22 protein-coding genes are annotated in these 25,227 nt (G+C 29.8%); 7 read left to right on the top strand and 15 right to left on the bottom strand.

Features of this window, described 5'->3' with window-relative positions:
• Positions 1-469: 469 nt before the first annotated feature.
• From H0I29_RS13180 to H0I29_RS13195, 4 genes are all read right to left on the bottom strand, one after another.
• Positions 470-3,106 (bottom strand): AsmA-like C-terminal region-containing protein, encoded by a 2,637-nt coding sequence (locus tag H0I29_RS13180; protein WP_218752707.1) that lies wholly within the window; start codon positions 3,104-3,106, stop codon positions 470-472.
• 148 nt (positions 3,107-3,254) lie between these two features.
• A complete protein-coding gene (locus H0I29_RS13185) occupies positions 3,255-3,587 on the bottom strand; it encodes a CCC motif membrane protein (RefSeq protein WP_218733122.1) in 333 nt (110 codons plus the stop codon).
• A gap of 9 nt (positions 3,588-3,596) precedes the next feature.
• Entirely contained in the window at positions 3,597-3,896 is a 300-nt protein-coding gene (locus H0I29_RS13190; protein WP_218733123.1) for a DUF2752 domain-containing protein, read from the bottom strand.
• A gap of 6 nt (positions 3,897-3,902) precedes the next feature.
• The gene (locus tag H0I29_RS13195; RefSeq protein ID WP_218752708.1) at positions 3,903-4,226 is read right to left on the bottom strand and encodes a YbaB/EbfC family nucleoid-associated protein; all 324 of its coding nucleotides are present in this window, start codon (positions 4,224-4,226) and stop codon (positions 3,903-3,905) included.
• Between the two features lie 136 nt (positions 4,227-4,362).
• On the opposite strand from H0I29_RS13195, the gene H0I29_RS13200 reads away from it, so the two are divergent.
• The 3 genes from H0I29_RS13200 to H0I29_RS13210 all read left to right on the top strand — a co-directional run bounded on the left by H0I29_RS13200 (position 4,363) and on the right by H0I29_RS13210 (position 8,961).
• Positions 4,363-6,465, top strand: coding sequence for a S9 family peptidase (locus tag H0I29_RS13200; protein WP_254712753.1), 2,103 nt, complete (start codon positions 4,363-4,365; stop codon positions 6,463-6,465).
• 168 nt (positions 6,466-6,633) lie between these two features.
• Positions 6,634-7,629, top strand: a complete 996-nt coding sequence (locus H0I29_RS13205; RefSeq protein WP_218752710.1) for a PLP-dependent cysteine synthase family protein — start codon at positions 6,634-6,636, stop codon at positions 7,627-7,629.
• Positions 7,630-7,713: 84 nt separating this feature from the next.
• Complete coding sequence (locus H0I29_RS13210; RefSeq protein WP_218733127.1) at positions 7,714-8,961, top strand: aminotransferase class I/II-fold pyridoxal phosphate-dependent enzyme; 1,248 nt, start codon at positions 7,714-7,716, stop codon at positions 8,959-8,961.
• A 290-nt stretch (positions 8,962-9,251) separates the two neighbouring features.
• On the opposite strand, the gene H0I29_RS13215 is transcribed toward H0I29_RS13210, so the two are convergent.
• Together H0I29_RS13215 and H0I29_RS13220 are read right to left on the bottom strand one after the other, a co-directional pair.
• Complete coding sequence (locus H0I29_RS13215; protein ID WP_218752711.1) at positions 9,252-11,072, bottom strand: DEAD/DEAH box helicase; 1,821 nt, start codon at positions 11,070-11,072, stop codon at positions 9,252-9,254.
• Between the two features lie 135 nt (positions 11,073-11,207).
• Positions 11,208-12,596 carry a hypothetical protein gene (locus H0I29_RS13220; RefSeq protein WP_218752712.1) on the bottom strand — a complete coding sequence of 463 codons (1,389 nt, stop codon included), beginning with the start codon at positions 12,594-12,596 and terminating at the stop codon, positions 11,208-11,210.
• A gap of 189 nt (positions 12,597-12,785) precedes the next feature.
• Between H0I29_RS13220 and H0I29_RS13225 the strand changes: the two genes are divergently transcribed.
• On the top strand, positions 12,786-14,405 hold the full coding sequence (locus tag H0I29_RS13225; protein ID WP_218733130.1) for an ABC-F family ATP-binding cassette domain-containing protein: 1,620 nt from the start codon (positions 12,786-12,788) through the stop codon (positions 14,403-14,405).
• 173 nt (positions 14,406-14,578) lie between these two features.
• Here H0I29_RS13225 and H0I29_RS13230 read toward each other — a convergent pair whose 3' ends face one another.
• A complete protein-coding gene (locus tag H0I29_RS13230) occupies positions 14,579-15,520 on the bottom strand; it encodes a hydrogen peroxide-inducible genes activator (RefSeq protein WP_208888933.1) in 942 nt (313 codons plus the stop codon).
• Between the two features lie 104 nt (positions 15,521-15,624).
• Here H0I29_RS13230 and H0I29_RS13235 point away from each other — a divergent pair, with 104 nt between their 5' ends.
• A complete protein-coding gene (locus tag H0I29_RS13235; protein WP_218752713.1) occupies positions 15,625-16,098 on the top strand; it encodes a Dps family protein in 474 nt (157 codons plus the stop codon).
• Between the two features lie 112 nt (positions 16,099-16,210).
• On the opposite strand, the gene H0I29_RS18380 is transcribed toward H0I29_RS13235, so the two are convergent.
• The 3 genes from H0I29_RS18380 to H0I29_RS13250 all read right to left on the bottom strand — a co-directional run bounded on the left by H0I29_RS18380 (position 16,211) and on the right by H0I29_RS13250 (position 19,014).
• Positions 16,211-16,855 (bottom strand): acyloxyacyl hydrolase, encoded by a 645-nt coding sequence (locus H0I29_RS18380; RefSeq protein ID WP_254712630.1) that lies wholly within the window; start codon positions 16,853-16,855, stop codon positions 16,211-16,213.
• 33 nt (positions 16,856-16,888) lie between these two features.
• A complete protein-coding gene (locus H0I29_RS13245) occupies positions 16,889-17,776 on the bottom strand; it encodes a 3-hydroxybutyryl-CoA dehydrogenase (RefSeq protein WP_218752714.1) in 888 nt (295 codons plus the stop codon).
• A 278-nt stretch (positions 17,777-18,054) separates the two neighbouring features.
• Positions 18,055-19,014: a Gfo/Idh/MocA family protein gene (locus tag H0I29_RS13250; protein WP_218733133.1), complete on the bottom strand. Its 960-nt coding sequence runs from the start codon at positions 19,012-19,014 to the stop codon at positions 18,055-18,057.
• Between the two features lie 209 nt (positions 19,015-19,223).
• On the opposite strand from H0I29_RS13250, the gene H0I29_RS13255 reads away from it, so the two are divergent.
• Positions 19,224-19,865, top strand: coding sequence for a protein-L-isoaspartate(D-aspartate) O-methyltransferase (locus H0I29_RS13255; protein ID WP_165730401.1), 642 nt, complete (start codon positions 19,224-19,226; stop codon positions 19,863-19,865).
• Here the strand turns inward: H0I29_RS13255 and H0I29_RS13260 are convergent.
• From H0I29_RS13260 to H0I29_RS13280, 5 genes are all read right to left on the bottom strand, one after another.
• Complete coding sequence (locus tag H0I29_RS13260; protein ID WP_218733134.1) at positions 19,862-21,100, bottom strand: ATP-binding cassette domain-containing protein; 1,239 nt, start codon at positions 21,098-21,100, stop codon at positions 19,862-19,864. The genes H0I29_RS13255 and H0I29_RS13260 overlap by 4 nt on opposite strands.
• 42 nt (positions 21,101-21,142) lie before the next feature.
• Positions 21,143-21,568 (bottom strand): DUF2147 domain-containing protein, encoded by a 426-nt coding sequence (locus H0I29_RS13265; protein ID WP_218733135.1) that lies wholly within the window; start codon positions 21,566-21,568, stop codon positions 21,143-21,145.
• A 92-nt stretch (positions 21,569-21,660) separates the two neighbouring features.
• Positions 21,661-22,188 (bottom strand): HAD family hydrolase, encoded by a 528-nt coding sequence (locus H0I29_RS13270; protein WP_218733136.1) that lies wholly within the window; start codon positions 22,186-22,188, stop codon positions 21,661-21,663.
• Positions 22,189-22,249: 61 nt separating this feature from the next.
• Entirely contained in the window at positions 22,250-22,948 is a 699-nt protein-coding gene (locus H0I29_RS13275) for a Rossmann-like and DUF2520 domain-containing protein (protein ID WP_218752716.1), read from the bottom strand.
• Positions 22,949-23,012: 64 nt separating this feature from the next.
• On the bottom strand, positions 23,013-23,369 hold the full coding sequence (locus H0I29_RS13280) for a PleD family two-component system response regulator (RefSeq protein ID WP_218733138.1): 357 nt from the start codon (positions 23,367-23,369) through the stop codon (positions 23,013-23,015).
• Between the two features lie 549 nt (positions 23,370-23,918).
• Between H0I29_RS13280 and H0I29_RS13285 the strand changes: the two genes are divergently transcribed.
• Positions 23,919-25,226, top strand: a complete 1,308-nt coding sequence (locus H0I29_RS13285) for a HAMP domain-containing sensor histidine kinase (RefSeq protein WP_218752717.1) — start codon at positions 23,919-23,921, stop codon at positions 25,224-25,226.
• Position 25,227: the final 1 nt, after the last annotated feature.

Raw genomic sequence — 25,227 nt, forward strand, 5'->3', positions numbered from 1 at the left:
CCCAAAATATTTAATTTTCCCCCAAAATATTTTATCACCATTTTAAACTTTTAAAGCAACTTAGAAATAAGTTGCTTTTTTATTTACAAAGCTTTACAAAAATTTTTATCACACAATAAGTTTAAATCATAAGATAATTTCTATTACTTACAGTTTTTAATCTTCTTTGCTTTTTACTAATTATTATATTTTTATAAATGATAAAAATATAGATTATGCATCTCTTAAACGAAACGGACTCTTAGAGAATAAATCAACTCAATATCATTGTAAATAGCTTTTTTTTATATGGATACCATTGCCATGATTTCTATTTAATATTAAATAAGTTAATTAGTATGTTCTTTAGATTGTAACTCTGCATTAAATAATAAAACCATACAAAAGGATATTTCAGTTTATTAAATAACGTGAAGTACCCTTTTGATTTGGCTTATGAGAATCGTTGTATTAATTAGAAGAACCGATATTAATTTTTCTTTACAGTATCTTTCTTTTTATTTCCAAAAAGACCACCTAAAACATCTTTTACTTTATCGGTAACCTTATCTTTTGCCGTTTCTGTACTGGTAGAATCCTTTTTAGTGTCACCACCAATTAAATCTTTCAACTTATCTTTTCCTTGATTTATCAATTGATTTTTTTGTTTTTCAACTAAATCCTTTACCAAATTTGTTGTAGCGTCTTTAATATTAGAAGTAAATTTAGGGCTATTAAAACTACCCGTTAAGGTTCCGTTTACAGGAATACTTTTAATACTTGCAGCATCTTTAGCTGTTAGTTTAGCTATTATATTGGTTACATCTGTACCTAAATATTTTACAGGAACATCAAAAACTAAGTTATAATTCATAGATTGATCAAAACCATGTGTCCCTGAAATTATTAAGCCAATATCTTGATAGTTTAAAGGAATTGGTTTTACAGTAACTTTACCATCTTTAAAAGAAAATGCCCCAGTTGCTTCGTTTAAGTTTAGTTTATTTATGTCTAAAAAACTTACTTTTTCTGTTAGTGTGGTTAACATTTTAGAATTACTAGCTTTTAGTTTAGTGTCTAACAACTGTCCTAATAAATTTCCAGTAATGGTTTTTAGATTAGGTGTCATATCTTTATTTAAATCACCAGAGACAGTAATTGTAGAATTCATTTTTCCTTCTATGGCTTTTGCTATTGGAGCAATAGATTTTAACATTTCTAAAGCACCAAAAGATTCTCCAATATTTAATTTAGATAGGTTTAAATCCATTTTAAATTTAGGTGTAGTTCCTTGGGTAGAAACATTACCGTCAAAACCAATATTACCACCAAAAATATCAGATTTTAAATCTTTTAAATCTACTGTTTCATCATGAATTATCAATTGTCCTGAAACATTGGTTAAGTTTATATTGTCATACATTACTTTTTTAGCATTTGCAGTTAGAGTTACATCTAAAAAAGCAGGTATTTTTAAGGTTGAGTTTGCTGCTGTCTCTGTATTTGTTTTTTCTTCTGTTACAACAGGTGTATTTTCTGCAATAAAATCGCCAACTTTTAAATTGTTAGAATTTAAAACAAAGTTTCCTTTTAAAACTTCATCTTTAAAAATGAAACCATAAAAATTATCTAAATTTCCATTGATAGCTAAATCAGAACTACCTGTTTTAGCTTTAAATTCGTTTAATTTAATGGTATTTGTATTAAAAACGATAGATGTTTTATCAATATAAAAAGTATTAGCAACATCTTTACCATCATATTTAAAGTTGCTAAGTGTTAGGTTCCCAGAGTTTTTAATGTTCTGATAGGTTCCTTTTTCAACAGAGTTCATATCAAAATTAGTAGAAATATTTGCATTTAAAAGACCTTCTAACTCTTGCTCTATAGGGGCAGGATATACTTTACCAATATTAGCTAAATTAATAGTTCCTTTTGCTGTTAAATTAATATACGGATTGGTGGTAATGTTCTTGAAATTTCCGTTTGCAGCAAAAGTGTCATCATCAATTTTAAAGTTGAATTGATCAATATTTATATATGTGTCTTTAACAAAACCTGTTTTGTTTACAATTTTAGTATCTATGTTTATGTTGGTTACAGATTTTGGTAAATCGGCATACTTAAACAAAGCATTTTTTGAAATAATTTCGATATTAAATGTAGGTATTGTTTTTTCGGACAACGTTCCTTTTACCACACCATTTACTTCAAAATTACCTTCCGTTTTAATAGATTCTAAATTACCTGCATATTGTTTAGGTAATAAAGCCAATGCATTTTTAAATGATGAGGTAGGGGTTTTAAAATTAAGGTCATATAATTGGTTTTCATCAACTAATTGAACAAAACCATCAAACTCTAAAGGCAATTGATTTATATAGCCTGTATTTTCTTTAAAGGTGTATTTGCTGTTTTTTAAATCGATACCAAGTACGGCATCCAAAGAAATTTTTACGTTACTTAAATAGTTTGTTTTGTCTAGGTCTAAAGATAAATAACCTGTTGTTTGGGTATCTAAGTTAAAAACATCTTCAGCAAAATTTCCTTCACCAGAATGGTAAATACTATCTAAACTCATTTTGGTGTTGTTACCTCTGTCTATGTAATTAAAATTGATGTCTTCCAACTCATAGTCTTCGATGTTTAATGAAAAAGTACTTTCGCTACTTGTTGTTGGCGTTTCTTCGGGTGCATTTGCGATATCAAAATTTCCATTTCCTTCTTTATCAAATATAATATTGACATCTCCTTCTTTGGTAGCAATACTTTTTATAGAAAGCGTTTCTTTAGAGTTTTTAAAAAGCTCTGTTAGTTTTAAAGATAAGCTTAATTCTTTTGTATTGAATAAAGTATCACCAACAAACGGTGCTTTATTAGCTACAACCACATCGTTTACCGTTAAACTAATTAATGGAAAGTGTTTAAGTAAACTAAGGTCTGCTTCTTTAAAAGTTACCGTTGCGTTTATATTGTTGTTAATGGTATTGGTTACCATCACTACAATTTTATCTTTAAACAAAAAGGGAATTGAAATTACTGCTATTATCAATACAAGAGCAGTTATAGAACCCCATTTAAGAATTTTTGAGACTAAAGATTTTTTCTTCTTTTCGGTATTTGTCATTTTTTTAAGTTGATTAAATATCAACAGCAAAAATACAATTTAGACACTCTTTAATGTGTTTATATAACGTTAAATATAAATGAATTGAAAAAAAATACTGTAACTCTTGGTAAGAATTACAGTATTGGTAGTTTAGTATATATTGGTGTTATTGCCCAAATATTTCATTTATTCTTTGTTCTAATAAGGCTGGGTCTTCTAAAGTTGCTAGACCTATTTGGTAAAAGAACCATACAATTACCAATAAAAAAATTGCGTTTAAGAGTATACCAATAATTCCTGTTATTTTCCCTGCAGTTGCGTTACCAACGCTATTGTAGTTTTCTGGGTTTAAATTGTATTCTTTTATAGCTTTGTTACCTAAAACTAAAGCGATAATACCTAAAGGCAGCCCTATAATTCCATAACAAATACAAGTTACTAAAGATAAAATACCAAGTACTAAAGAAGTGGTTGCATTGGGTAAATTTTGTTTTTCCATTAATTTTTTTTAAAGTGTAAATAAAGGTTTCATTTTAATACAGTAACTAATTACGATAACTAGCACGTTTATCGTTGCAAATGATATAATTATTTTCTGCTTGTTCTTAAATCTAGATTTAAAGGTTATCAATATAAATAGACCAAATAATAGTAATGTGTAAATTGCAGGATACATTTTAAAAGCAGCTACAAAGTCTCCTTTTATAAGCAGCATAAATGCTCTTTGAATTCCGCAACCTGGACAATCTATCCCGAAAAGAGATTTATTTAAACAAGGCAGCAAATAATCATTTGTAATTAAAAACATATTTAATTATTTAAACATGTCCATTCCTGGTATGTTTGGCATTCCGCTTTTAGCGGCAACAGCCATTTCTGCATCATTAATTTTAGTTGCTTTTTCGATAGCTTTATTTAAAGAAAGAATTAAATAGTCTTCTAATTCTTCGGCATCTTCAAGCAAAGAATTATCTATAGAAATAGATTTAATTTCTCTGTTTGCTGTTAATGTTATTTTTAATTTACCATCTGCGGCTACTTCATCTACTAAAACAGTGTTTAATCTTGTTTTTGTTTCTTCTACTTTTTGCTGAGCTTCTTTAAGCTTATTCATCATTCCTGATAAGTCTCCTAACATATTTTTTTATTAAAATTTAAGTTTGTTACAAATTTAGTATTTTTATAAGAATTTAAATCAACCAAAAATGAGAAAAATAGTTATTCCTTTCGTTGTATTAAGTCTTACATTTGCAACCGCTTGTAAAAATGAGACCATGAAAAGTACAGATGCAAAAACTCCAGTAGCAGAAAAACAGCCTACAAAGTTAGAAAAACACGGAGATGTTAGAATAGATAATTATTTTTGGATGCGTTTGTCTGATGAGCAAAAAAATGCCATAGATAAAGACACTCAAACTGAAAAAGTAGTAAACTATTTAGAAGAGGAAAACACCTATTATAATGAGGTAACTGCATATACAAAACCGTTACAAGGAGAATTATTCGAAGAAATGAAAGGTAGAATAAAAGAAGACGATTCTTCTGTACCTTATAAAGACAACGGTTACTTTTATATTACGCGTTATGAAATAGGGAATCAATACCCAATATATAGCCGTAAAAAAGAAAATTTAGAGGCAGACGAAGAAGTTCTTTTTAATGTAAACGAAATGGCTAAAGATTTCGATTATTATCAATTAGGAGGTTTAAATATTTCTTCGGATAATAAATTAGCCGTTTTTGCAACAGATACTGTAAGTAGAAGACAGTATTTTTTAAGAATTAAAAACTTAGAAACGGGTGAAATTTATAAAGATATTATAGAAAACACAACAGGTGGATCTGTTTGGGCAAACGATAATAAAACTATTTTTTACACCAAAAAGAATCCAGAAACGTTAAGAAGTGAAAAGGTTTTTAGACATGTTTTAGGTACACCAACCTCTGAAGATGTAGAAGTTTTTCATGAAAACGACGATACATTTGGTACGTATGTAACCAAATCTAAATCTGATAAATACATTATTATTGGTTCTTACAATACAATCTCTACAGAAGCACAGTATTTAGATGCAGACAATCCAACAGGAGCATTTACAATGCTACAACCTAGAGAAAGAGATTTAGAATATAGTGTTGCGCATTTTGGAGATTATTTTTACTTGTTAACGAATAAAGATAATGCCATTAACTTTAAGTTGATGAAAACTCCAATTACAAATACTACAAAAGAGAATTGGGTAGACGTAATTCCGCATAGAGATGATACTTTATTAGAAGATTTTTCAATATTTAAAGACTATTTAGTTTTAGAAGAGCGTACTAATGGCTTAAATAAAATACGTATTAAGCGTTGGGATGAAACCAAGGATTACTACTTACCTTTTAATGAAGAAACCTATTCTGTGGGCGTGTATGCAAATCCAGATTTCGATACAGATGTTATTCGTTATTCATACAATTCTTTTACAACACCAAGTTCTGTGATTGATTTCAATATGAAGGATCAATCTAAAGAGGTTAAAAAGGAACAAGAAGTTTTAGGAGGTAAATTTAAGAAAGAAAATTACATAAGCAGACGTGTTTGGGTAAGTGCTAGAGATGGTAAAAAGGTAGCTATTTCTTTGGTTTATCATAAAGATACAGAGCTAAATAATAACACACCGGTATTGCAATATGCTTATGGTTCTTACGGATATACCATTCCAGATAGTTTTTCTACCACTCGTTTAAGTTTATTAGATAGAGGTTTTGTTTATGCGTTGGCACATATCCGAGGTAGCGAATATTTAGGAAGAGAATGGTATGAAGATGGTAAAATGTTGAATAAGAAAAATACCTTTAATGATTTTATCGATTGTTCTCAGTATTTAATTGATAACAACTACACATCACCAGAGCATTTATACGCTATGGGTGGTTCTGCAGGAGGTTTATTAATGGGAGCTATTGTAAATATGAATCCAGAACTGTATAACGGAATTATTGCTTCTGTACCTTTTGTAGATGTAATTTCTACGATGTTAGATGATAGTATTCCGCTTACAACGGGAGAATATGACGAATGGGGTAACCCAAATGACAAGGAGTATTACGATTATATAAAATCGTATTCACCTTATGACCAAGTAAAAGCAAAAGACTACCCGAATATTTTAGTTACTACAGGTTTTCATGATTCTCAAGTACAATATTGGGAGCCAGCAAAGTGGGTTGCAAAATTACGAGAGTTAAAAACAGACAACAATTTACTGTTATTAGAAACAAATATGGAAGCAGGACACGGAGGTGCTTCAGGGCGTTTTGATGCTTTAAAAGAAACTGCTAAAATGTATTCTTTCTTTTTAGCATTAGAGGGTAAATTAGATACCAAATAAATTAAGTATTAAAAACAGTTTCAGTATTTAAGGATTAACCGTACTTTTGCTGCAAGAATCAAAGATCAAATAAGTGTCATTGCGAGCGTAACGAAGCTATTTTTAGCAATAAAAGATAAATACGTAGCGCAAAATCGTAATGACATTTACTTTGAGAATAGTGAGAGAATGACGAGAAACAAAGGAATTACCAATTCAATATTAGATTTAGTAGGTGAAACCCCGCTAATTAAACTTCATAAGATTACAAAAAATCTACCTGGCGGCTATTACGCAAAGTTCGAAGCTTTTAATCCAGGTCATTCAGCAAAAGATAGAATTGCTTTACACATTGTACAAAACGCAGAGAAAAAAGGCATCCTTAAAAAGGGAGCTACCATTGTAGAAACTACTTCAGGTAATACTGGTTTTAGTTTGGCAATGATAAGTATTGTTAAAGGGTATAAATGTATATTAGCAGTAAGTGATAAATCTTCTAAAGATAAAATAGATTTACTAAAATCGATGGGAGCAGAGGTACATGTTTGTCCTGCAAATGTAGCACCAGAAGACCCAAGATCTTATTATGAAGTTGCCAAAGCAATACATAAACAAACAAAGAATTCAGTTTATATAAATCAGTACTTTAATGAGCTAAATACAGAGGCACATTATAGAACAACTGGACCAGAAATTTGGGAACAAACGGGAGGTAAGATCACACATTTAGTGGTTGCAAGTGGTACAGGAGGTACTATATCTGGTTCTGGTAAATATTTAAAAGAACAAAATCCGAATATTAAAGTACTAGGAGTAGATGCGATAGGTTCTGTATTAAAGAAATATCATGAAACTAGAGAGCTAGATTTAAATGAAGTAAGTCCGTATAAGATTGAAGGATTGGGTAAAAACTTAATTCCTACGGCTACCGATTTTGATGTGATAGATATCTATGAAAAAGTATCGGATAAAGAAGCTGCTTTAGAGGCTAGAAACATTGTTCGAAAAGAAGGTATTTTTCCAGGATATACAAGTGGAGCTGTTATGCAAGCTACCAAACAATATGCTGCAAAAGATATGTTTAATGAAGATAGTTTTGTAGTGTTAATTTTTGCAGATCATGGATCTCGTTATATGAATAAAATTTATAGCGATGATTGGATGAAAGAAAATAAATTTTTGTAAAAAGAATAGAAACAAACGCAATTTGATTAACTGCAAAAAAAGCAGTTTCTTTGCGTTTCGAATAACAATAATAAAATAGAGCACATGGCGAAAGATTTATTTGAAAGAATAGAAGCAGATAAAGGTCCCTTAGGTAAATGGGCAAAACAAGCAGAAGGCTATTATGTTTTTCCAAAGTTAGAAGGACCAATCTCTAACAGGATGTCTTTTAATGGTAAGAAAGTTGTTACTTGGAGTATCAACGATTATTTAGGTTTGGCTAATCATCCTGAAGTTTTAAAGGTAGATGGTGCTGCAGCTGCAGAACATGGTATGGCTTACCCAATGGGTGCTAGAATGATGTCTGGACATACAGAATTTCATGAACAATTAGAAAAAGAATGTGCAGAATTTGTTGAAAAAGATGCTGCATATTTGGTAAACTTTGGATACCAAGGTATGGTGTCTGCTATTGATGCTTTAGTAACTAAAAACGATATTATTGTATATGACATGGATACACATGCGTGTATTATAGATGGTGTTCGTTTGCATGCTGGTAAACGTTTTGTTTACAAGCACAACGACATGGAAAGTTTTGAGAAAAACATTAAGCGTGCTCAAAGAATGGCAGAGAAAACAGGCGGTGGAATCTTAGTGATTTCTGAAGGTGTTTTTGGAATGCGTGGAGAGCAAGGTCGTTTAAAAGAAATTGTTGCTTTTAAAAAAGAATATAATTTTAGACTTTTAGTAGATGATGCTCATGGTTTTGGTACCTTAGGTAAAGACGGTAAAGGAACAGGAGTAGAGCAAGGAGTACAAGATGAAATAGATGTATATTTTGCAACGTTTGCAAAGTCTATGGCAGGTATTGGAGCTTTCTTTGCAGGTAATAAAGAAGTAATACAGTATTTACAATACAATATGCGTTCTCAGATGTTTGCTAAATCATTGCCAATGGCAATGGTGAAAGGAGCATTAAAACGTTTAGATATGTTGCGTACAATGCCTGAGTTAAAAGAAACTTTGTGGAGAAACACAAATGCTTTACAATCTGGTTTGCGTGATGCTGGTTTCGATTTAGGAACTACACAAACATGTATTACACCAGTATTCTTAAAGGGAGATATACCAGAAGCAATGGCTATGGTAAATGATTTACGTGAAAACCACGGGATTTTCTGTTCTATTGTTGTATATCCTGTAATACCAAAAGGATTAATTATTTTAAGATTAATTCCAACTACAACACATACACAAGAAGATATAGACGAAACAATTACTGCATTTTCCGCAATTAGAGAATTGTTAGAAAACGGTACTTATAAAAAGATTGCAGCTTCTATGGTGTAATTTTTTATCTCTTTAGATATTATAAAAAACCGAGCTATATAGCTCGGTTTTTGTGTTTATAATTTTCACTTTTTAACTTCTATATTTCTTAAAGTTTAAATACACTTCAGAATTAAGGAATATGCCTTGTTGGTACATAAATAAAACGTTAAACTAATTAATTGAATTTAAGCGATCATTTAGAGAAGTATTTAGGAATGAAGAGATTTTTAAATTATGTTTAATTTATAGGCATAAAAAAACCTCATCATTTTAAAATGATGAGGTTTGTATATATAGTTTAGTGCTATTTAGCTTTCTCTACGTTTTCTTCCAAAACCGCCAGAAGACCTTCTCTCTCCAGAAGCACTACCTGAACTTCTGTTAGCTCTGTCTGGTCTATCAGAAGAACGTCTGTCGGATCTTCCTCTACTAGAAGAACCTTCAGAACCTCTACGTCTTCCAAAACCACCATCTTTTTTACCGAAAGGTTTTTTACCTCCTCTTCGTCCACCACCAGAACGTTCTTTCTTAGTAATCTCTATGTTTACAGAGCGTCCGTCAAAATCTGGTTGGTTGCTAGCAAAAGCTTCTAATGTTTGGTCTTCGAAATTTTTATCAAGTTCAAAGAAAGAGAAAGTATCTAAAATATCTATAGAACCAATTTCAATCTTATCTCCAATATTTTGGTCGTTAATTAAACCAATTAATTTACCTGGGTTTAAGTTGTCTTTTCTACCAATATTGATAAAGAAACGGGTCATGTTTTCATTCTCCATTCTAGCTCTAGAGTTGTCTCTAGAAGATAGATCGTTTAAATCTTTAGAGTTTTCATAATACTTTAACATGGTATTAAATTCTAAAGAAACAAATTTTTTGATTAACTCTTCTCTATCTAAAGATTCTAGTTTCTCATAAATATTTGGTAAAAACTCCTCCATTTCAGATTCGTTTACTTCCGTATTTTGAACCTTATCAATTAAATTCATTAATTGATTTTGAACAATTTCTTTTCCAGAAGGAACTTTACCTTCTAAGAATTTCTTCTTAATGATTCTTTCAATCTGGCGTAATTTCCCTTTTTCTTTACCGTTAACTAAAACAATAGAAATACCTTTGTTACCAGCTCTACCAGTTCTACCACTTCTGTGTGTGTAGTTTTCTATCTGGTCTGGTAATTTATGGTTTATTACGTGTGTTAATTCAGTAACATCCAATCCACGAGCAGCAACATCTGTAGCTACTAAAATCTGAATTGTTTTCTTACGGAATTTACCCATTACAGAATCTCTTTGTGCTTGAGATAAATCTCCGTGTAAAGCATCTGCACTATAACCGTCTTTTATTAAATTGTCTGCAACCTCTTGTGTTTCTCTACGAGTTCTACAAAAAATAATTGCATAAATATCAGGGTTTAAATCTGCTATTCTTTTTAATGCTGGGTAACGTGTTCTTTCTGTAACTCCATAAAACTCATGAGTTACATTATCTGAACCTGTATTTTTTTCACCAGAAGTAATTTCTACTGGTTTTGTCATATAGTTTTTTGCAATAGACTCTACCTCTCTAGGGAAAGTTGCAGAAAACAATAAGGTTTGTTTTGTTTCTGGAGTAGCTTCTAAGACTTTATCTAACTCGTCTTTAAAACCCATGTTTAACATTTCATCAGCTTCGTCTAAGACTAACCATTGAACGTTTCCTAATTTTAAAGCTCTTCTGTTAATTAAATCTACAGTTCTACCTGGAGTTCCAACTACTATTTGTGCACCTCTTTTTAAAGATCTAATTTGATCTTCCATACTAGAACCACCATATACGGTAGCTACTTTAACATCTGGTAAATACTTACAAAAGTCTTTAATATTATTACCAATCTGAACTGCAAGTTCTCTTGTTGGTGATAAAATAATTGCTTGTACGTTTTTACTACTTGTATCTAAAAGCTCTAATATTGGCAAACTAAAAGCAGCAGTTTTACCTGTACCTGTTTGTGCAAATGCTTTTAAATCGTCTGTAGATGAAATAATTTGTGGAATTGCTTTTTCCTGAATTACGGTAGGTTTTTCGTAACCTAAATCCGTCAATGCTCTGTTAATCGGTTCTTTTAAACCTAATTCTAAAAATGTTGACATTACTGTGTTTTTTTGGATTCACAGAACGCCCACCTGCAAACCCGATTATAAATTCGACCTGATTATTAATGAGTTAGACTCAGAATAAAAATCGTGCAAATGTACAACTAATTTTTAGATTATCGAAATAAATTACTAATCTCTTAGTTTTTTTAAATCAGAATATAATTTTTTAGAAGAAATAGAAGCAAAACCATTTGTAATAATTCCTTCTTTATTAATGATAATAGATCTTGTCATTTTACTGGTTAAGAACTTATTGGCTTCACTTTCTTCTGTAATAAAAAATTGATTCTTTATATCTAATTGCTCAATTCGATCTAGTGTACTTCCGTCAATTTTTATTTGAATAAATTGTATATCCGGAAATTGTTTGCTTAAATAATTAATTCTAGAAGAGATATACATTGGTGTTGTATTCTCTTGATTCCAGAATAATAGAAACGTATTTTTGTTTTTTGTAATGTCTTTTATAGAATAAATGCCGTTCGTTAAATCTGTAATGGTAAAATCTACCAATTCTTGTCCTTTACGTAATTCTTCACTGTCTAATAGCAATAGTTTTACATGTTCTTTGTCTTTAGTATTTGTACTTAGTTTAAAATAAGTTTCAAAAGCTTCTTTATTTACATTGCAACTAGATTTTTTATAAAAATGACTAATAACTGTTTGTTTTAGAAAAGCATTCTTAGAAGCATCAGATGTAATATTCTTGTCTATTGTTTTTAATAAATCTACTGTAAAGTCAGAAGAATACTCATTAGTCATTGGTTTATGGCCTAAAGAATAGGTGCTGTTATATAAAAAATTTCTAACGTATTTAGAGTAAGGTTGATAGTACATTAAAGAATCATTATTTACACCTGCAGATGCTCTATGCTTATAAAAAGACTTGTTCACTTTATGAAAGTCTTTTTTATGGTTATATCTTAGGTGAGCAATAGGATATCTTTCTATTCTAGAAAATATAGGGTAGGTAAGTGCCACATTTAAAACGCGTTTAAATCCTTTTGTTTCTCCTGGATGATTCTCGGCGTATTCTTTAAATGTTTTATCTTTTAACACGAGTAGAGAATCTGTCTTTTTAATAAAATTATCAGGCGTTAATTGATTTAATTTGTAAAACATTTTATTGTCTCTTTCTTCTTGTAAAAAGCAATCTATTAAAATATTATTTCTTTCTGCACCTTTACCAGCATAAACAATAGACTCATCAAAATCCCAGGTGTTTAAACGCAGCATTAAGCTATCTTGTTGTTCTAAGTAGATAAATTGGTTTTCATTACCATGTGCAAAATAGTACAAACCTTCATTGGCGTTTTCTAATTTCCCTAAAAACCTATTGTCTTTATTTAGGAACAAAGTATCGATTACTTTTTCCATAGAAAATAATACAACATATTTAGATTTTGGGTTTATAATCTTACCACCAAAATAAGTTGCTGTATTTTTAGAATTAGAAGTACAGCCTACAAAGGCGGTAATTGTAATTAATAAAATTATATGAAGTAGATTTTTAATCATTTACTCTAGGGATCTATTCTTTATAACAAAGTTAGGTATTCATCTAGGCTATTGTTGTTAATTCATTGTTAAAATAGTTCTTAAATTGGTCATAAAAACCAAATTATAATTTATTGAAAACCGTTTTAAATCAAGGGGTAAAAGATAAATCAAATTTGTACTTTTGCACAAAATTAAAAATAATAGAGTATGTTATCAGTTTCTAATTTATCTGTTCAATTCGGAAAACGAGTTTTGTTTGATGATGTTAATACTAAATTCCAAACAGGAAACTGTTATGGGATTATTGGTGCAAACGGAGCAGGAAAATCCACTTTCTTAAAAATTATTTCAGGTGTTCAAGAACCAACTTCTGGTCAAGTTCATTTAGAAAAAGGTAAAAGAATGTCTGTGCTAACGCAAGATCATTATGCCTTTGATGAATTCCCAGTTTTGGAGACAGTGGTAATGGGGAACAAAGAGCTGTTTAAAATTAAAAAGCAAATTGATGATTTGTATGCAGATTATACAGATGAAAATGCTGAGAAGATTGGTGAGCTTCAAATAATTTTTGAAGAGATGAATGGTTGGAATGCCGATTCTGATGCTGCAGCAATGTTATCTAACTTAGGTATTTCTGAAGATTTACATTATACATTAATGAAAGATTTAGATGGTAAGCAAAAGGTACGTGTATTAATTGCACAAGCACTTTTTGGGAATCCAGATGTTTTAATAATGGATGAGCCTACCAATGATTTAGATTTTGAAACCATTGCTTGGTTAGAAAACTTTATTGCAAATTTTGACAACTGTGTAATTGTGGTTTCGCATGATAGACACTTTTTAGATGCAGTTTGTACGCATATTTCTGATATCGATTATGGTAAAATAAATAACTATTCTGGGAATTATACGTTTTGGTATGAGTCTAGCCAGTTAGCTACAAGACAAAGAGCACAACAAAATAAAAAGGCAGAAGAAAAGAAAAAGGAATTGGAAGAGTTTATCCGTCGTTTTTCTGCAAACATGGCAAAATCTAAGCAAGCAACTTCTCGTAAAAAAATGATCGAGAAATTAAATGTAGATGAAATTAAGCCTTCAAGTAGACGTTACCCTGCCATTATTTTTGATAGAGATAGAGAAGCTGGAGATCAGATTTTAAATGTAGAGGGTTTATCTAAAAACTTTGAAGGAGATAAATTATTTGATGATGTACATATCAACTTGAATAAAGGTGATAAAATTGCGGTAATTTCAAGAAACTCTAGAGCAGTAACAGCTTTTTATCAAATTATTACTGACAATGAAAAGGCAGATGCTGGTAAATTCGATTGGGGAGTTACAACAACACAGTCTTACTTACCGTTAGATAATTCTTCTTTTTTCCAAGATGGAGAGTTAAATTTGGTAGATTGGTTAAGACAATATGCACAAACAGAAGAAGAACGTGAAGAAGTTTTTTTAAGAGGTTTCTTAGGGAAAATGATTTTTTCTGGAGAAGAAGCTTTAAAGAAAAGTAATGTGCTTTCTGGAGGAGAAAAAGTACGTTGTATGCTTTCTAGAATGATGATGAAGAGAGGAAATGTATTAGTTTTAGATGAGCCAACAAATCACTTAGATTTAGAATCGATACAAGCTTTAAATAATTCATTGATCAATTTTAAAGGAACGATCTTGTTTACAACCCATGATCATGAGTTTGCACAAACGGTTGCCAACAGGGTTATTGAGTTAACGCCAAAAGGTGCAATTGATAGATACTCTACTTTCGATGATTATTTATCAGATCCAAAAATTAAAGAATTAAGAGATAAAATGTATTCTTAATTTCTAAGAGACACGAGTTTTAGAAGTATTCAATACTTTAATAAAAAAAGACCTCACAAATTTTAAAAATTTGTGAGGTCTTTTTTTATTATTTAGATTAAATTTTTTAAGAATATTGAATGCTATAAAGGAGTGTCTTTGATAACATAAATATCTGCGAAATTCGTGTCTTTTTATTTCTTCTGTAACGGACTAATAATCTTGACATCAGAAAAAGAAATTGCTCCTCTAACAACACCATCTATTGTTTTCTTTAGAGCTTCAATTAATTGCATTTTCAATTGAGATTTATGATAAATTAAACTCACTTCTCTTGCTGGAGGAGGTGTTGTAAATTCTCTTAAATGACTTTTATCTTCATCATTTAAGTCTAAAGTGTGTAAATAAGGTAATAAGGTCATTCCTAATCCTTCTTTAGATAGTTTAATTAAAGTGTCAAAACTTCCGCTTTCTAATTGAAATCCTTTTTTATTATCTACTTTTCGAGTGCTACATAAATTAATGATGCTGTCTTTAAAACAATGTCCATCTTCTAAAAGTAAAATATCTTCCATTTCTAACTCTTCTGCTGTGATGGTTTTATTTTTAGATAATCTATGGTTTTGTGGTATCAACCCAACAAAAGGCTCGTAATATAAAGGTCTTTCTTTTATAGCTTCGTTTTCTAGCGGAGTCGCAGCAAGACCTGCATCGATGTGTCCATCAGTTAATTTTCTTATAATTTCTTCCGTAGTTAATTCTTCAATAATCAACTTTACTTTCGGGTATTTTTTAGTGAAGTTTTGTAAAAACATTGGCAATAGTGTAGGCATAATTGTAGGGATAATTCCCAGTTTAAATTCGCCTCCTATATATCCTTTTTGTTGATGAACAATATCTAAAATTCTATTGCTTTCATCTACAATTACTTTTGCCTGTTCTACGATTTTTTTACCAACTTCTGTTAGCTCAATTGGTTTCTTAGATCGATTAAATATTTTAACACCTAATTCGTCCTCCAATTTTTGAATTTGCATACTCAGCGTTGGTTGTGTTACAAAGCTGTGCTCTGCAGCAACCGTAAAATTTTGGTATTCTGCAACAGACAAAACATATTTTAATTGGGTAATAGTCATTATGTATAAAATTTTTTGATAAAGATATTAAAACTATCAATTATAATGATGCATTATCTGGTTAAATTTCTCATAAATTTGATGTATCAAAAAAAAACAATATCATGAACAAGTCAATATTAGGATTAGATAAAAAAGAAACTGCAAATTTAGTAGGAGAATTAAACGGTTTATTAGCAAATTTTCAAATTTATTATCAGAATTTAAGAGGATTGCACTGGAACATAAAAGGTAAAAACTTCTTTGAATTACATGTGAAGTTCGAAGAGTTTTATACAGATTCTCAAGTAAAAATAGATGAGATTGCAGAACGTATTTTAACATTACAAGGCAAGCCATTACATACTTTTACAGATTATATAAACTTGGCAACAGTTCCTGTTGGAAAAAATATTTCTAATGATGTGGAAGGAGTAGAGTTGGTTGTAAACTCACTTTCAGAATTATTAAAAAACGAAAGAACGATACTAGAATCTTCAGACGAGGCAAATGACGAAGGAACAAACTCTATGATGAGTGATTTTATTGCAGAGCAAGAAAAAACTATCTGGATGTTAAATTCTTGGTTAGGTAAATAATTAATAAAAGAAAGAAACTTGTTGTGTAGAACTTGTTTCAGACACTATTTAATTCCTATTAAAACTAATATAAATGTTAGTTCTAATAGGGGTTTTATTTATAGGATAGTTTTTATTTTAGGAAATAAGAAACACCAACTTCAAAGCCTAGAAAAGTATATCCATTATTTGGAGATTGAAAATCAAGGTTAGAAATGTGTCCTATATTACTTCCAATATATAAAGCTGTTTTTTTAGTAGTTTTATAAGAGAATCCTAGAGAAGCATTTTCTAAAAAAGTAAAACCTTTTGCCAAACGCTCTGTTCTGGTGTCTATAGTTGCAACTCCTAAACCTGCTGTAAACTGAAAATCTAAGTTTTTAAGAAACTCTCTCTTTACCACAAATCCCAATTCAAAAGCATATAAGTGTATTGTTTTAGGCGTTGTAAATTCTATTATTTTATCCTCAAAATTTTCTTCTGAAGGTAGTACAAAATAGGAGTTTAATAATTGATGTTTTATAACCTGTATTTGCGGTTGAACAATCAACTCAAAATCAAAAGACCTCCATTTTCCTAAGTTGTAAAAAGCTTGTAACTTTAAGGTGTTTGAGGTGTATTTGTAGTCTTCATCTTCAAATATAAAGTTTTTAGCATCTACATTGTTAAATAAGATTCCAACCTTTTTAAAGTTTAAGATTCCTTTTTTATTTACTTGTGCCTTTAAAGAATAAATAAGTATAAAAAATAAAAAAAATAGAACTTGTTTTTTGTGCATTTAATTAGAAATTATTGTTCTTATATATGGCGATTAAGAAAACATTTTAGCTACTTTCTCTGCCTTTCTGCTTTCTGAATAATCATAAAAACCTTCACCAGATTTCACACCTAATTTACCTGCCATTACCATGTTTTCTAATAGTGGGCAAGGAGCGTATTTGGGGTTTTTAAAACCATCGTATAAAACATTCATAATAGACAAACAAACATCTAAACCAATAAAATCTGCCAATTGCAAAGGTCCCATTGGATGTGCCATACCAAGTTTCATTACGGTATCTATTTCTTCTACGCCAGCAACATTATTGTACAAAGTTTCAATAGATTCATTTATCATTGGCATTAAAATTCTGTTAGCCACAAAACCAGGGTAATCATTTACTTCCACCGGAATTTTACCAATCTTTTTAGAAAGTGCTACTATGGTTTCCATAACGGAATTAGAAGTGTTATAGCCTCTAATAATTTCCACCAATTTCATAATTGGCACCGGATTCATAAAATGCATTCCAATAACCTTATCAGCTCTGTTAGTTGCTGCTGCAATTAGGGTTATAGAAATAGAAGAAGTATTGGTTGCTAAAATGGTGTTTTCACCACAAACTTCATCTAATTCTTTAAAAATCTTCCCTTTTAAAACCGCGTTTTCAGTAGCAGCTTCCACGACTAAGTCTGCATTTTTAACGCCGTCTTTAATAGAGGTAAAAGTGCTAATATTTTTTAATATCTGGGTTTTATCGTCTTCAGAAATTTTTTCTTTGGCCACCATTCTATCTAAATTTTTAGCAATGGTATTCATTCCTTTTTCTAAAGAAACTTCAGAAATGTCTATTAAACTTACTTTATAATTAAACTGTGCAAAGGTGTGAGCAATTCCATTTCCCATGGTTCCAGCTCCAATAATAGCTATGTTTTTCATGTATATTTTATTTTATTTGGGCGTTTTTACAGGCTTTCGCTACTCGCTTTTTTCGTACCTCAAAAGAACTCAAACAAACCGCTCAATCCCTAACGCAATTACTTATAAACTCCATTATTTAGTAAAAAAACTATTCGCTTTTTAAAAGTAAATATCGGTTCCTTGTTATTTTTAAATCAATAATCTAGCCCCAAAATGAAGAGGTATGCTTGTGTAGCAAATCTTTTCATTTCAAGCCATACTTAGATAGGATAAAATAATAGATTATCGCTCTGAAATTAAAAACAATCAATAATCATTTGTGCAACTTTTAATGCTTCTGTTCCTTGTCTTAGACTTACTACAGGAGATGTGTTGCTTTTAATTGAACCAGCAAATGACTCTAATTCATCTAAAATTGCATTGTTGTTTTCTACTTCAGGATTCTCGAAATAAATTTGCTTCTTAACGCCTTCAGCATTTTGTAAAATCATTGCAAATTCATCTGGGTTTGCAGGAACATCTTTCATTCTAACAACTTCAGATTCCTTGCTTAAAAAGTTAACAGAAATATAGGCATCCTTTTGAAAAAAGCGAGATTTACGCATGTTTTTCATAGAAATTCTACTTGCAGTTAAATTAGCGACACAACCGTTTTCGAATTCAATTCTTGCATTTGCAATATCTGGAGTTTCAGAAATAACAGCTACCCCACTTGCGTGCACACTTTTAACGTGAGATTTTACAACAGAAAGAATAATATCAATATCATGAATCATTAAATCTAGCACTACAGGCACATCTGTACCTCTTGGGTTAAATTCTGCCAAACGATGACATTCAATAAACATTGGATTTTCAATTTGGTCTTTTACGGCTGTAAAGGCTGGGTTAAAACGTTCTACATGTCCAACTTGTCCTAAAACATGAAATTGACTTGCCAAGGTTTTTAAAGCTTCCGCTTCTAAAACAGTTTTAGTAATAGGTTTTTCAATAAAAATATGACGTCCTTTTTCAATAGCAGATTTAGCGCAATCAAAATGAGATAAAGTAGGTGTTACAATATCTACAACTTCAACAGCATCTATTAAGGCTTCTACAGAATCAAAAGCGGTGTAGCCAAATTCTTCTGCAACACTTGCTGCGTTTTCCTTAGAAGGGTCGAAAAAACCGACTAAGTTGTATTTGTCTGATTGTTGTAATAATCGTAAATGAATTTTTCCTAAGTGCCCAGCACCTAATACTCCTACTTTAAGCATATATTATATTTTTAGTCTTTTAGAACAAAGTAAAACAACTCTTTTAATATCGTTGTTATTTTAGATTACTTGCTTTGTAGCAACGATGCTCATTATAAGGACGTTAGTTTAGTTTTACTGATTTAAAAATCAGCCAAAAACAAAGATACAATTTTATGCTTATGTATATGGATTAATTACTATTTTTAGACTCCAGAAATTTATAAAAATTGAAAGATACTTCTAAACACCAAGGCCTTAGAAACCAACTTGCTAAAGTACTAAACGCAAAAGGGATTATTGATAAAAATGTATTGAATGCAGTACGTAAAATTCCACGTCATCTATTTATTGATAGTAGTTTTGAGTCTCATGCCTATCAAGACAAAGCTTTTCCTATTGCAGCAGAGCAAACTATTTCTATGCCTTATACAGTGGCTTTTCAATCGCAAACATTGCAAGTAGAGCCTGGTGAAAAAGTGTTAGAAATTGGAACTGGTTCAGGGTATCAAACCGCTGTTTTATTAGAGTTAAAAGCAGAAGTGTATTCTATAGAAAGACAACGTGAGTTGTTTAAGAAAACGTCTCTGTTTTTACCGAAGTTAGGGTATAATCCAAAAAGATTTATTTTTGGAGATGGATATATTGGCTTAAAAGTAGAAGCACCATTCGATAAAATTATAGTGACTGCAGGTGCTCCTTTTGTGCCAAAGCCTTTATTGTCTCAATTAAAAGTAGGAGGTAGATTGTTAATTCCTGTTGGAGATCAAACACAAATAATGACTTTGTTTATTAGAAAATCTGCAACAGAATTCGAAAAACACGAATTAGGAGATTTTGCTTTTGTACCAATGTTAGAAGAGAAAAACTAACTATTTTCTTTTATTTTACCTGTGGATCCATTTTTACTAGGTGTTAACTCATAAATAAAATTAGGTTGTAGGTTTTCTACTTCTCTATGAGAAACAAAAAGTATGGTGGTGTCACTTTCTTTTACAATTTTATTAATCAAAGCAACCACAATAGCTGTTCCTTGATTATCAAGATTGATTAATGGTTCATCTAAAATTAATAATGGTGGATGTTTAATCATAGCTCTTGCTATTAAAACCAATCTTTGAGTTGTAGTAGTAAGATCCTGAAAAGAGGTGTTTCTTTTGCTTTTTAAATTTAATAGTTTAAGCCAATCATCAGCTATTTTAATTTGAAGTGTCGTAGGAGTTTGGTATAAGCCTACGCTGTCAAAAAAACCGGAAATCACCATTTGTGAAATGCTGATTCTTCTTTTGAATAATTCTAAAACTGCAGGACTAAAATAGCCTATTTTTTCTTTTATTTCCCAAACACTTTCACCAGATCCTTTTTTTTTGCCAAACAAATAGACTTCTTGTCTAAAAGCTTTTACATTATTTCCATAAATCATGGATAAAATGGTGGTTTTTCCAGAGCCATTAGGACCAATTAAATGCCAAAATTCATTTTTATTGATGGTCCAATTAATGTTTTTTAAAATAGATCTTTCATCATACTCTACATTTACATTTTGAAGCTTTATAAGCTCTTCTGGTATGTTTTTGTAGAACGTAATCGGTTTAGGAACTTCGCCCATAAACTCGAAGTCAATTTCTTTAAAAGTATATTTTTCTATAGGAATATTCTCAATAATCTCATCATTTTTAATTTCTAAGACGTGTGTTATTATTGGTAAAATTTCTTCTTTTCGATTAAAAACCTGAATTAAAATAATTTCTGAAGATAACGCAATAAGGTCTTCTTTTAAATTAGAAACAGAGGCAATATCTAAACTTTCAAAAGGGCTATCTAAAATTAGAAAGTCTGGTTTTTGTTGTAACAAATAGTTCAGTAAAGCCTTTTTTTGTTCACCACTAGACAAGGTTCTTATGCTTCTATTTTCTTTACTTGTTAAGGTTTGCTTGCTGTGTTTTGCTTCTTCGTCTATAAATTTATCTAAAATAGAATTTGAAAATAAAAGTCCTTTTTTGTTTTTTAAATTAGGGAAACTATGTATCCCTTTTAAAATGTTTTCTACTAAAGAACTTTTAGAAGAAAGACTTTTATTTTCAATTGTAAAATGGATGTTCTCCATGGTAATTTTATGAATTTTTGAAAAAAAAACTGAAATTATTAATTATATAGCTCTTTCCCAGTAAGTAGTTTTACCGAATAATGAAAGACCAATATATCCACGAACTTTCAATTTATTAGGTTTAACTAATTCAACATAACTTTTGTATACTTTACCGTTTCTTGGGTCTAAGATAGTACCTCCAGACCATTCGTTACCATCTTTTTCTAAACCAGATAAAATATTTAAGCCTAAAATAGGCTTGTCTTTATTTTCACCTTCACATAAACTACAAACAGCAGTCTTTCTGTCAGGGTTTTTTATATCTATTATTTTAGCGAAGGCTTTTCCGTTTTTTTCATAGATTTCTACAACAGAGTCAACTTTACCCGTTTCATCATTTTTAGAATTCCATTTTCCAAAAATGGTTTGTGAGCTCATAGAAAAAGAAATAATTAATAGTACGAATGTAAAAAGAGATTTTTTCATGTTTTTATTTTTTTTATAAAGACATCGATAAGCGAGGTCTAATTTATTTTAATGGTTTGTAAGTTATAGTTTTATATTAAACAAATATACATTTAGTCATATTTTGCACTAAAATTATTTTCCCATTTTCCTTGAACACGTAAAATCTGTTCAATAACGTCTCTTACACAGCCTTCTCCACCTTTTTTGTAAGAAATATATTTAGAAACTCCTTGTATTTCTGGAGCAGCATCATTTGGGCAACAAGGCATTCCTACCAATTTCATAACCGGGTAATCGGGAATGTCGTCTCCCATATACAATACATTTTCGGGTTTTAAATTGTATTTTTCTACCAATTCGTTGTATTGTTTAATTTTATCGTGAGCACCTAAATAAATGTCTTTGATTCCTAAATTCGCCAAACGAGTTCTAACTCCTTCGTTTTTTCCTCCAGAAATAATACAAACATTTAAGCCTTTATCTACTGCCGTTTTTAGAGCATAACCATCTTTAATATTCATGTGTCTTACTAATTCTCCATCAGGCATAATTGTAACCATACCGTTGGTAAGTACACCGTCTACATCAAAAATTAAAGTATTTATTTGTGGTAATAATTGTTTGTAACTAATTTCCATATTTATATTTTATAAAACTTCTATACGTTTTTAGAAGTGACATTGTTTGTTGAAAATAAATTTAATCAACCGAATTCTGAATTGACCTCGTTAAAAGTCGATAGATTTCTTGTTGCTTTAGATTCAACAAATCTAAATGATTTTTTATTGTTTTTTTATCTTTTCTAACTGCAGGTCCTGTTTGTGCTTTTTTTGGTGATAAAGATTCTATTTTAGAAGCAGTTTCCTTAATTAAAGGGAACAAAACCTCAAAAGGTACTTTATGCTCTGTGCAAATATCATTCCCAATTTTATAAAGGTGGTTGGTAAAGTTGTTTACAAAAACAGCGGCAACATGCAATGCTTTTCTTTGTTCAGAATCTACTTCATAAGTTTTTTCGCCTATAGATTTTGCAATTTTATCAAGTAATTGTTGGTCTTTTTTATTGGTGGCTTCTAAGCAAAAAGGAACGTTATTAAAATTGACTTCTTTTCCTTTAGAAAAAGTTTGTAGCATGTAAAAAACACCTTTGTTATTTTTATTTTTCAACTCGTCAATTGAGCATCCACCAGAGGTGTGTACTACAAGTTTGTTATTTATTTTTGATGAAACTTCTGCAATTGCATCGTCAGAAACGGCAATTATAGTAATATCTGCTTTCGGAATTTTTTCTAAATCTCTAGAGTTTATTTGTGTAACTGAAATAGTATCAGCTTTTAAAAAAGCATTATATAAATGTGTGGCAACATTTCCTTTTCCTACGAGTAATACAGATATCATAAAACGAAGATATTGTTTTTTTTAGAGGATTAAACAAGCAATTCTAAAATTAAATAGTAGTGTATTAATATTCGAATCTTTTTATTCTTAAAAGTAAATCTGTAGGGTTAAAAGGTTTTGTAAGAAAATCGTCTACTCCTAAAGAAAAAGCTTCTAAAACCACATCTTCTTGCCCAAGAGATGTTAGAATAATTATTTTTATTTGATCGCCATAGTTTTCTTTTATCCACTCTACCAATTCTAACCCAGTTATAAAAGGCATCATAAGATCTGTTATTATTAAATCTGGTGTTTCTAATTTAATTTTTTCTATTGCATCTCTTCCGTCAATAGCTACAGAAATTGTGTGATTACTGTCTTTTAAACTAAATTCTAATGATCTTCTTACAAAACCACTATCATCTGCTATTAATATTTTCATTAAGTGATGTTTTAAATTAAGGGTACTAAAGTATACAATTACTATTATTAAAATGATGAGATAACTTTAAAATAAGGCAAGTAAAAATAAGTAATATGTATTTAATAGTTATTAATCTACCTGCTTTGTTTGTAGAAAGGTAATAGAATTAGTCGTGTTCTTATTTATTGTTATATCTATAGTGATATTTTTAATGAGCTTATAAAAGTTTATTTATATAAATCCTTTTTTAAGGAACTACTTTTTTTACTAATTAGTATTAGTTAAAATAGTAGGCTTATTATTGGTGGTGTTTAACTTAGAGTATTTGTAGATACTAACTATTTTAGATTCCATTAAACTATATCAAAAAGTAATTCATCACAAACAAACGTCCATTCAACTAATCTTTGTTTTTTTTACACATTATCTTTGTTTTTTTTGTAAAAAAGCAATATTTATTAAGTAATTGTTATTTAATGTTGGTAAACGTAGTATTATTCGTATTGTTGTGCTATATTTATTGAATATTTAATTTTAATAAAAACAAGACTTATACCCTTAAAAAGTTTGGAAAAAGAGAAACTAAAAATAAAAGAATTACAAAAAGAACTATGGAAAATTGGTAATACAATATTTTGGAGTTTAAACGCTGTAATTTTATTAACAATTATTTTAGATGTCATTATTTTAAGTAAGAATTGGTTAGATTTTGTTCTGTTAAAATTATTTCTTCTTTTTTCTTTCTATTTTACGTACAATGTTTTTAAAAAAAAACATGCGACACCTAATATTTTAATTCATTTAGTATTATTCAGTTTTAATTTTTTATCATTAATTTCTATTTCTTATTCTGGTATAGGTAATAGAATTGTATATACTTCTTTACTTATCGTTTTATTTGTTGCTTTTAATACCATTGTTTTATGGTCTATTGTAAATAGTTTCATTCAGTATTTATTGGTTATAGTAACCTTTATAATATTGGTGTTAATGAATGTTATAACAGAACCTCTTCAAATATTAAGAGAAGGCGGGTATCTTTTTTTATCATTAGGTTTTATTAGTTTTTTCTTTCCAAAAATCAGAAAAAAAGCATTAATAGAAAGAATAGATATAGGAGTTAGAGCAGATGAAAGAATTAATTATTTAGGCGGAGAATTGTCTGAAGTTAATGCTAATTACGCATTATTACAAAAGAAGGTTTTAAAGAAAGAAAATGAATCTAAATTTCTTTTTCAGCAGATTAGTAGTGATTTAAACGACCTTAGTGAAACTTTAATAGGAGTTGAAGATAGTTGTTCTGAAAAAGAAAAGAAAGATTTAGATGCTTTAATACAGAATCTAAGAAATCAAAGTTCTATTTATTTTAAACCGATTAATATAAATACTGTAGATAAAAATTATGCAACAGATACAATAGATGTAAAACAAGTTTATATAGAGATTTTTAAATCATTTGAAAATAAAATTAAAGAAAAAAATATTACAGGTATAGATAACTATCCAGCAACTAATACATTAATTCTTGGTAATGAAAAAGTCTTTAAAACTATATTATATAATATTTTAAATTTTATGGTTACTTTTTCTAACGAGAATGATAAAATAGAAGTAACTATAGATAACAGAAAAGACGAGACCATATTTAGTGTGTCTAATAAAACTGCAGGAATAGATACAGCCGAAATAGAATCTTATTTTAGAGATTTAGAGTTTGTTAATTACGACTATAAGAAGCATAGCGATAGTTTAAAGATAGGGTTAAGAATTTCTAAACAATTAACAGAAAAAATGAAAGGGTATTTTAGTTACGTTTCTTCAGTAAAAATGGGGTTTGAACTTAAAGTGCAATTTAAAACATATAAACAAAAGTAAG

The sequence above is a fragment of the Polaribacter sp. R2A056_3_33 genome (genome assembly GCF_019278485.1).
Classification (GTDB): Bacteria; Bacteroidota; Bacteroidia; order Flavobacteriales; family Flavobacteriaceae; genus Polaribacter.

What these genes read in the sequence shown, in the direction of transcription:
- H0I29_RS13180 (WP_218752707.1), bottom strand. Translation starts at nt 3,106, where the DNA reads ATGACAAATACCGAAAAGAAGAAAAAATCTTTAGTCTCAAAAATTCTT.
- H0I29_RS13185 (WP_218733122.1), bottom strand. Translation starts at nt 3,587, where the DNA reads ATGGAAAAACAAAATTTACCCAATGCAACCACTTCTTTAGTACTTGGT.
- H0I29_RS13190 (WP_218733123.1), bottom strand. Translation starts at nt 3,896, where the DNA reads ATGTTTTTAATTACAAATGATTATTTGCTGCCTTGTTTAAATAAATCT.
- H0I29_RS13195 (WP_218752708.1), bottom strand. Translation starts at nt 4,226, where the DNA reads ATGTTAGGAGACTTATCAGGAATGATGAATAAGCTTAAAGAAGCTCAG.
- H0I29_RS13200 (WP_254712753.1), top strand. Translation starts at nt 4,363, where the DNA reads ATGAAAAGTACAGATGCAAAAACTCCAGTAGCAGAAAAACAGCCTACA.
- H0I29_RS13205 (WP_218752710.1), top strand. Translation starts at nt 6,634, where the DNA reads ATGACGAGAAACAAAGGAATTACCAATTCAATATTAGATTTAGTAGGT.
- H0I29_RS13210 (WP_218733127.1), top strand. Translation starts at nt 7,714, where the DNA reads ATGGCGAAAGATTTATTTGAAAGAATAGAAGCAGATAAAGGTCCCTTA.
- H0I29_RS13215 (WP_218752711.1), bottom strand. Translation starts at nt 11,072, where the DNA reads ATGTCAACATTTTTAGAATTAGGTTTAAAAGAACCGATTAACAGAGCA.
- H0I29_RS13220 (WP_218752712.1), bottom strand. Translation starts at nt 12,596, where the DNA reads ATGATTAAAAATCTACTTCATATAATTTTATTAATTACAATTACCGCC.
- H0I29_RS13225 (WP_218733130.1), top strand. Translation starts at nt 12,786, where the DNA reads ATGTTATCAGTTTCTAATTTATCTGTTCAATTCGGAAAACGAGTTTTG.
- H0I29_RS13230 (WP_208888933.1), bottom strand. Translation starts at nt 15,520, where the DNA reads ATGACTATTACCCAATTAAAATATGTTTTGTCTGTTGCAGAATACCAA.
- H0I29_RS13235 (WP_218752713.1), top strand. Translation starts at nt 15,625, where the DNA reads ATGAACAAGTCAATATTAGGATTAGATAAAAAAGAAACTGCAAATTTA.
- H0I29_RS18380 (WP_254712630.1), bottom strand. Translation starts at nt 16,855, where the DNA reads ATGCACAAAAAACAAGTTCTATTTTTTTTATTTTTTATACTTATTTAT.
- H0I29_RS13245 (WP_218752714.1), bottom strand. Translation starts at nt 17,776, where the DNA reads ATGAAAAACATAGCTATTATTGGAGCTGGAACCATGGGAAATGGAATT.
- H0I29_RS13250 (WP_218733133.1), bottom strand. Translation starts at nt 19,014, where the DNA reads ATGCTTAAAGTAGGAGTATTAGGTGCTGGGCACTTAGGAAAAATTCAT.
- H0I29_RS13260 (WP_218733134.1), bottom strand. Translation starts at nt 21,100, where the DNA reads ATGGAGAACATCCATTTTACAATTGAAAATAAAAGTCTTTCTTCTAAA.
- H0I29_RS13265 (WP_218733135.1), bottom strand. Translation starts at nt 21,568, where the DNA reads ATGAAAAAATCTCTTTTTACATTCGTACTATTAATTATTTCTTTTTCT.
- H0I29_RS13270 (WP_218733136.1), bottom strand. Translation starts at nt 22,188, where the DNA reads ATGGAAATTAGTTACAAACAATTATTACCACAAATAAATACTTTAATT.
- H0I29_RS13275 (WP_218752716.1), bottom strand. Translation starts at nt 22,948, where the DNA reads ATGATATCTGTATTACTCGTAGGAAAAGGAAATGTTGCCACACATTTA.
- H0I29_RS13280 (WP_218733138.1), bottom strand. Translation starts at nt 23,369, where the DNA reads ATGAAAATATTAATAGCAGATGATAGTGGTTTTGTAAGAAGATCATTA.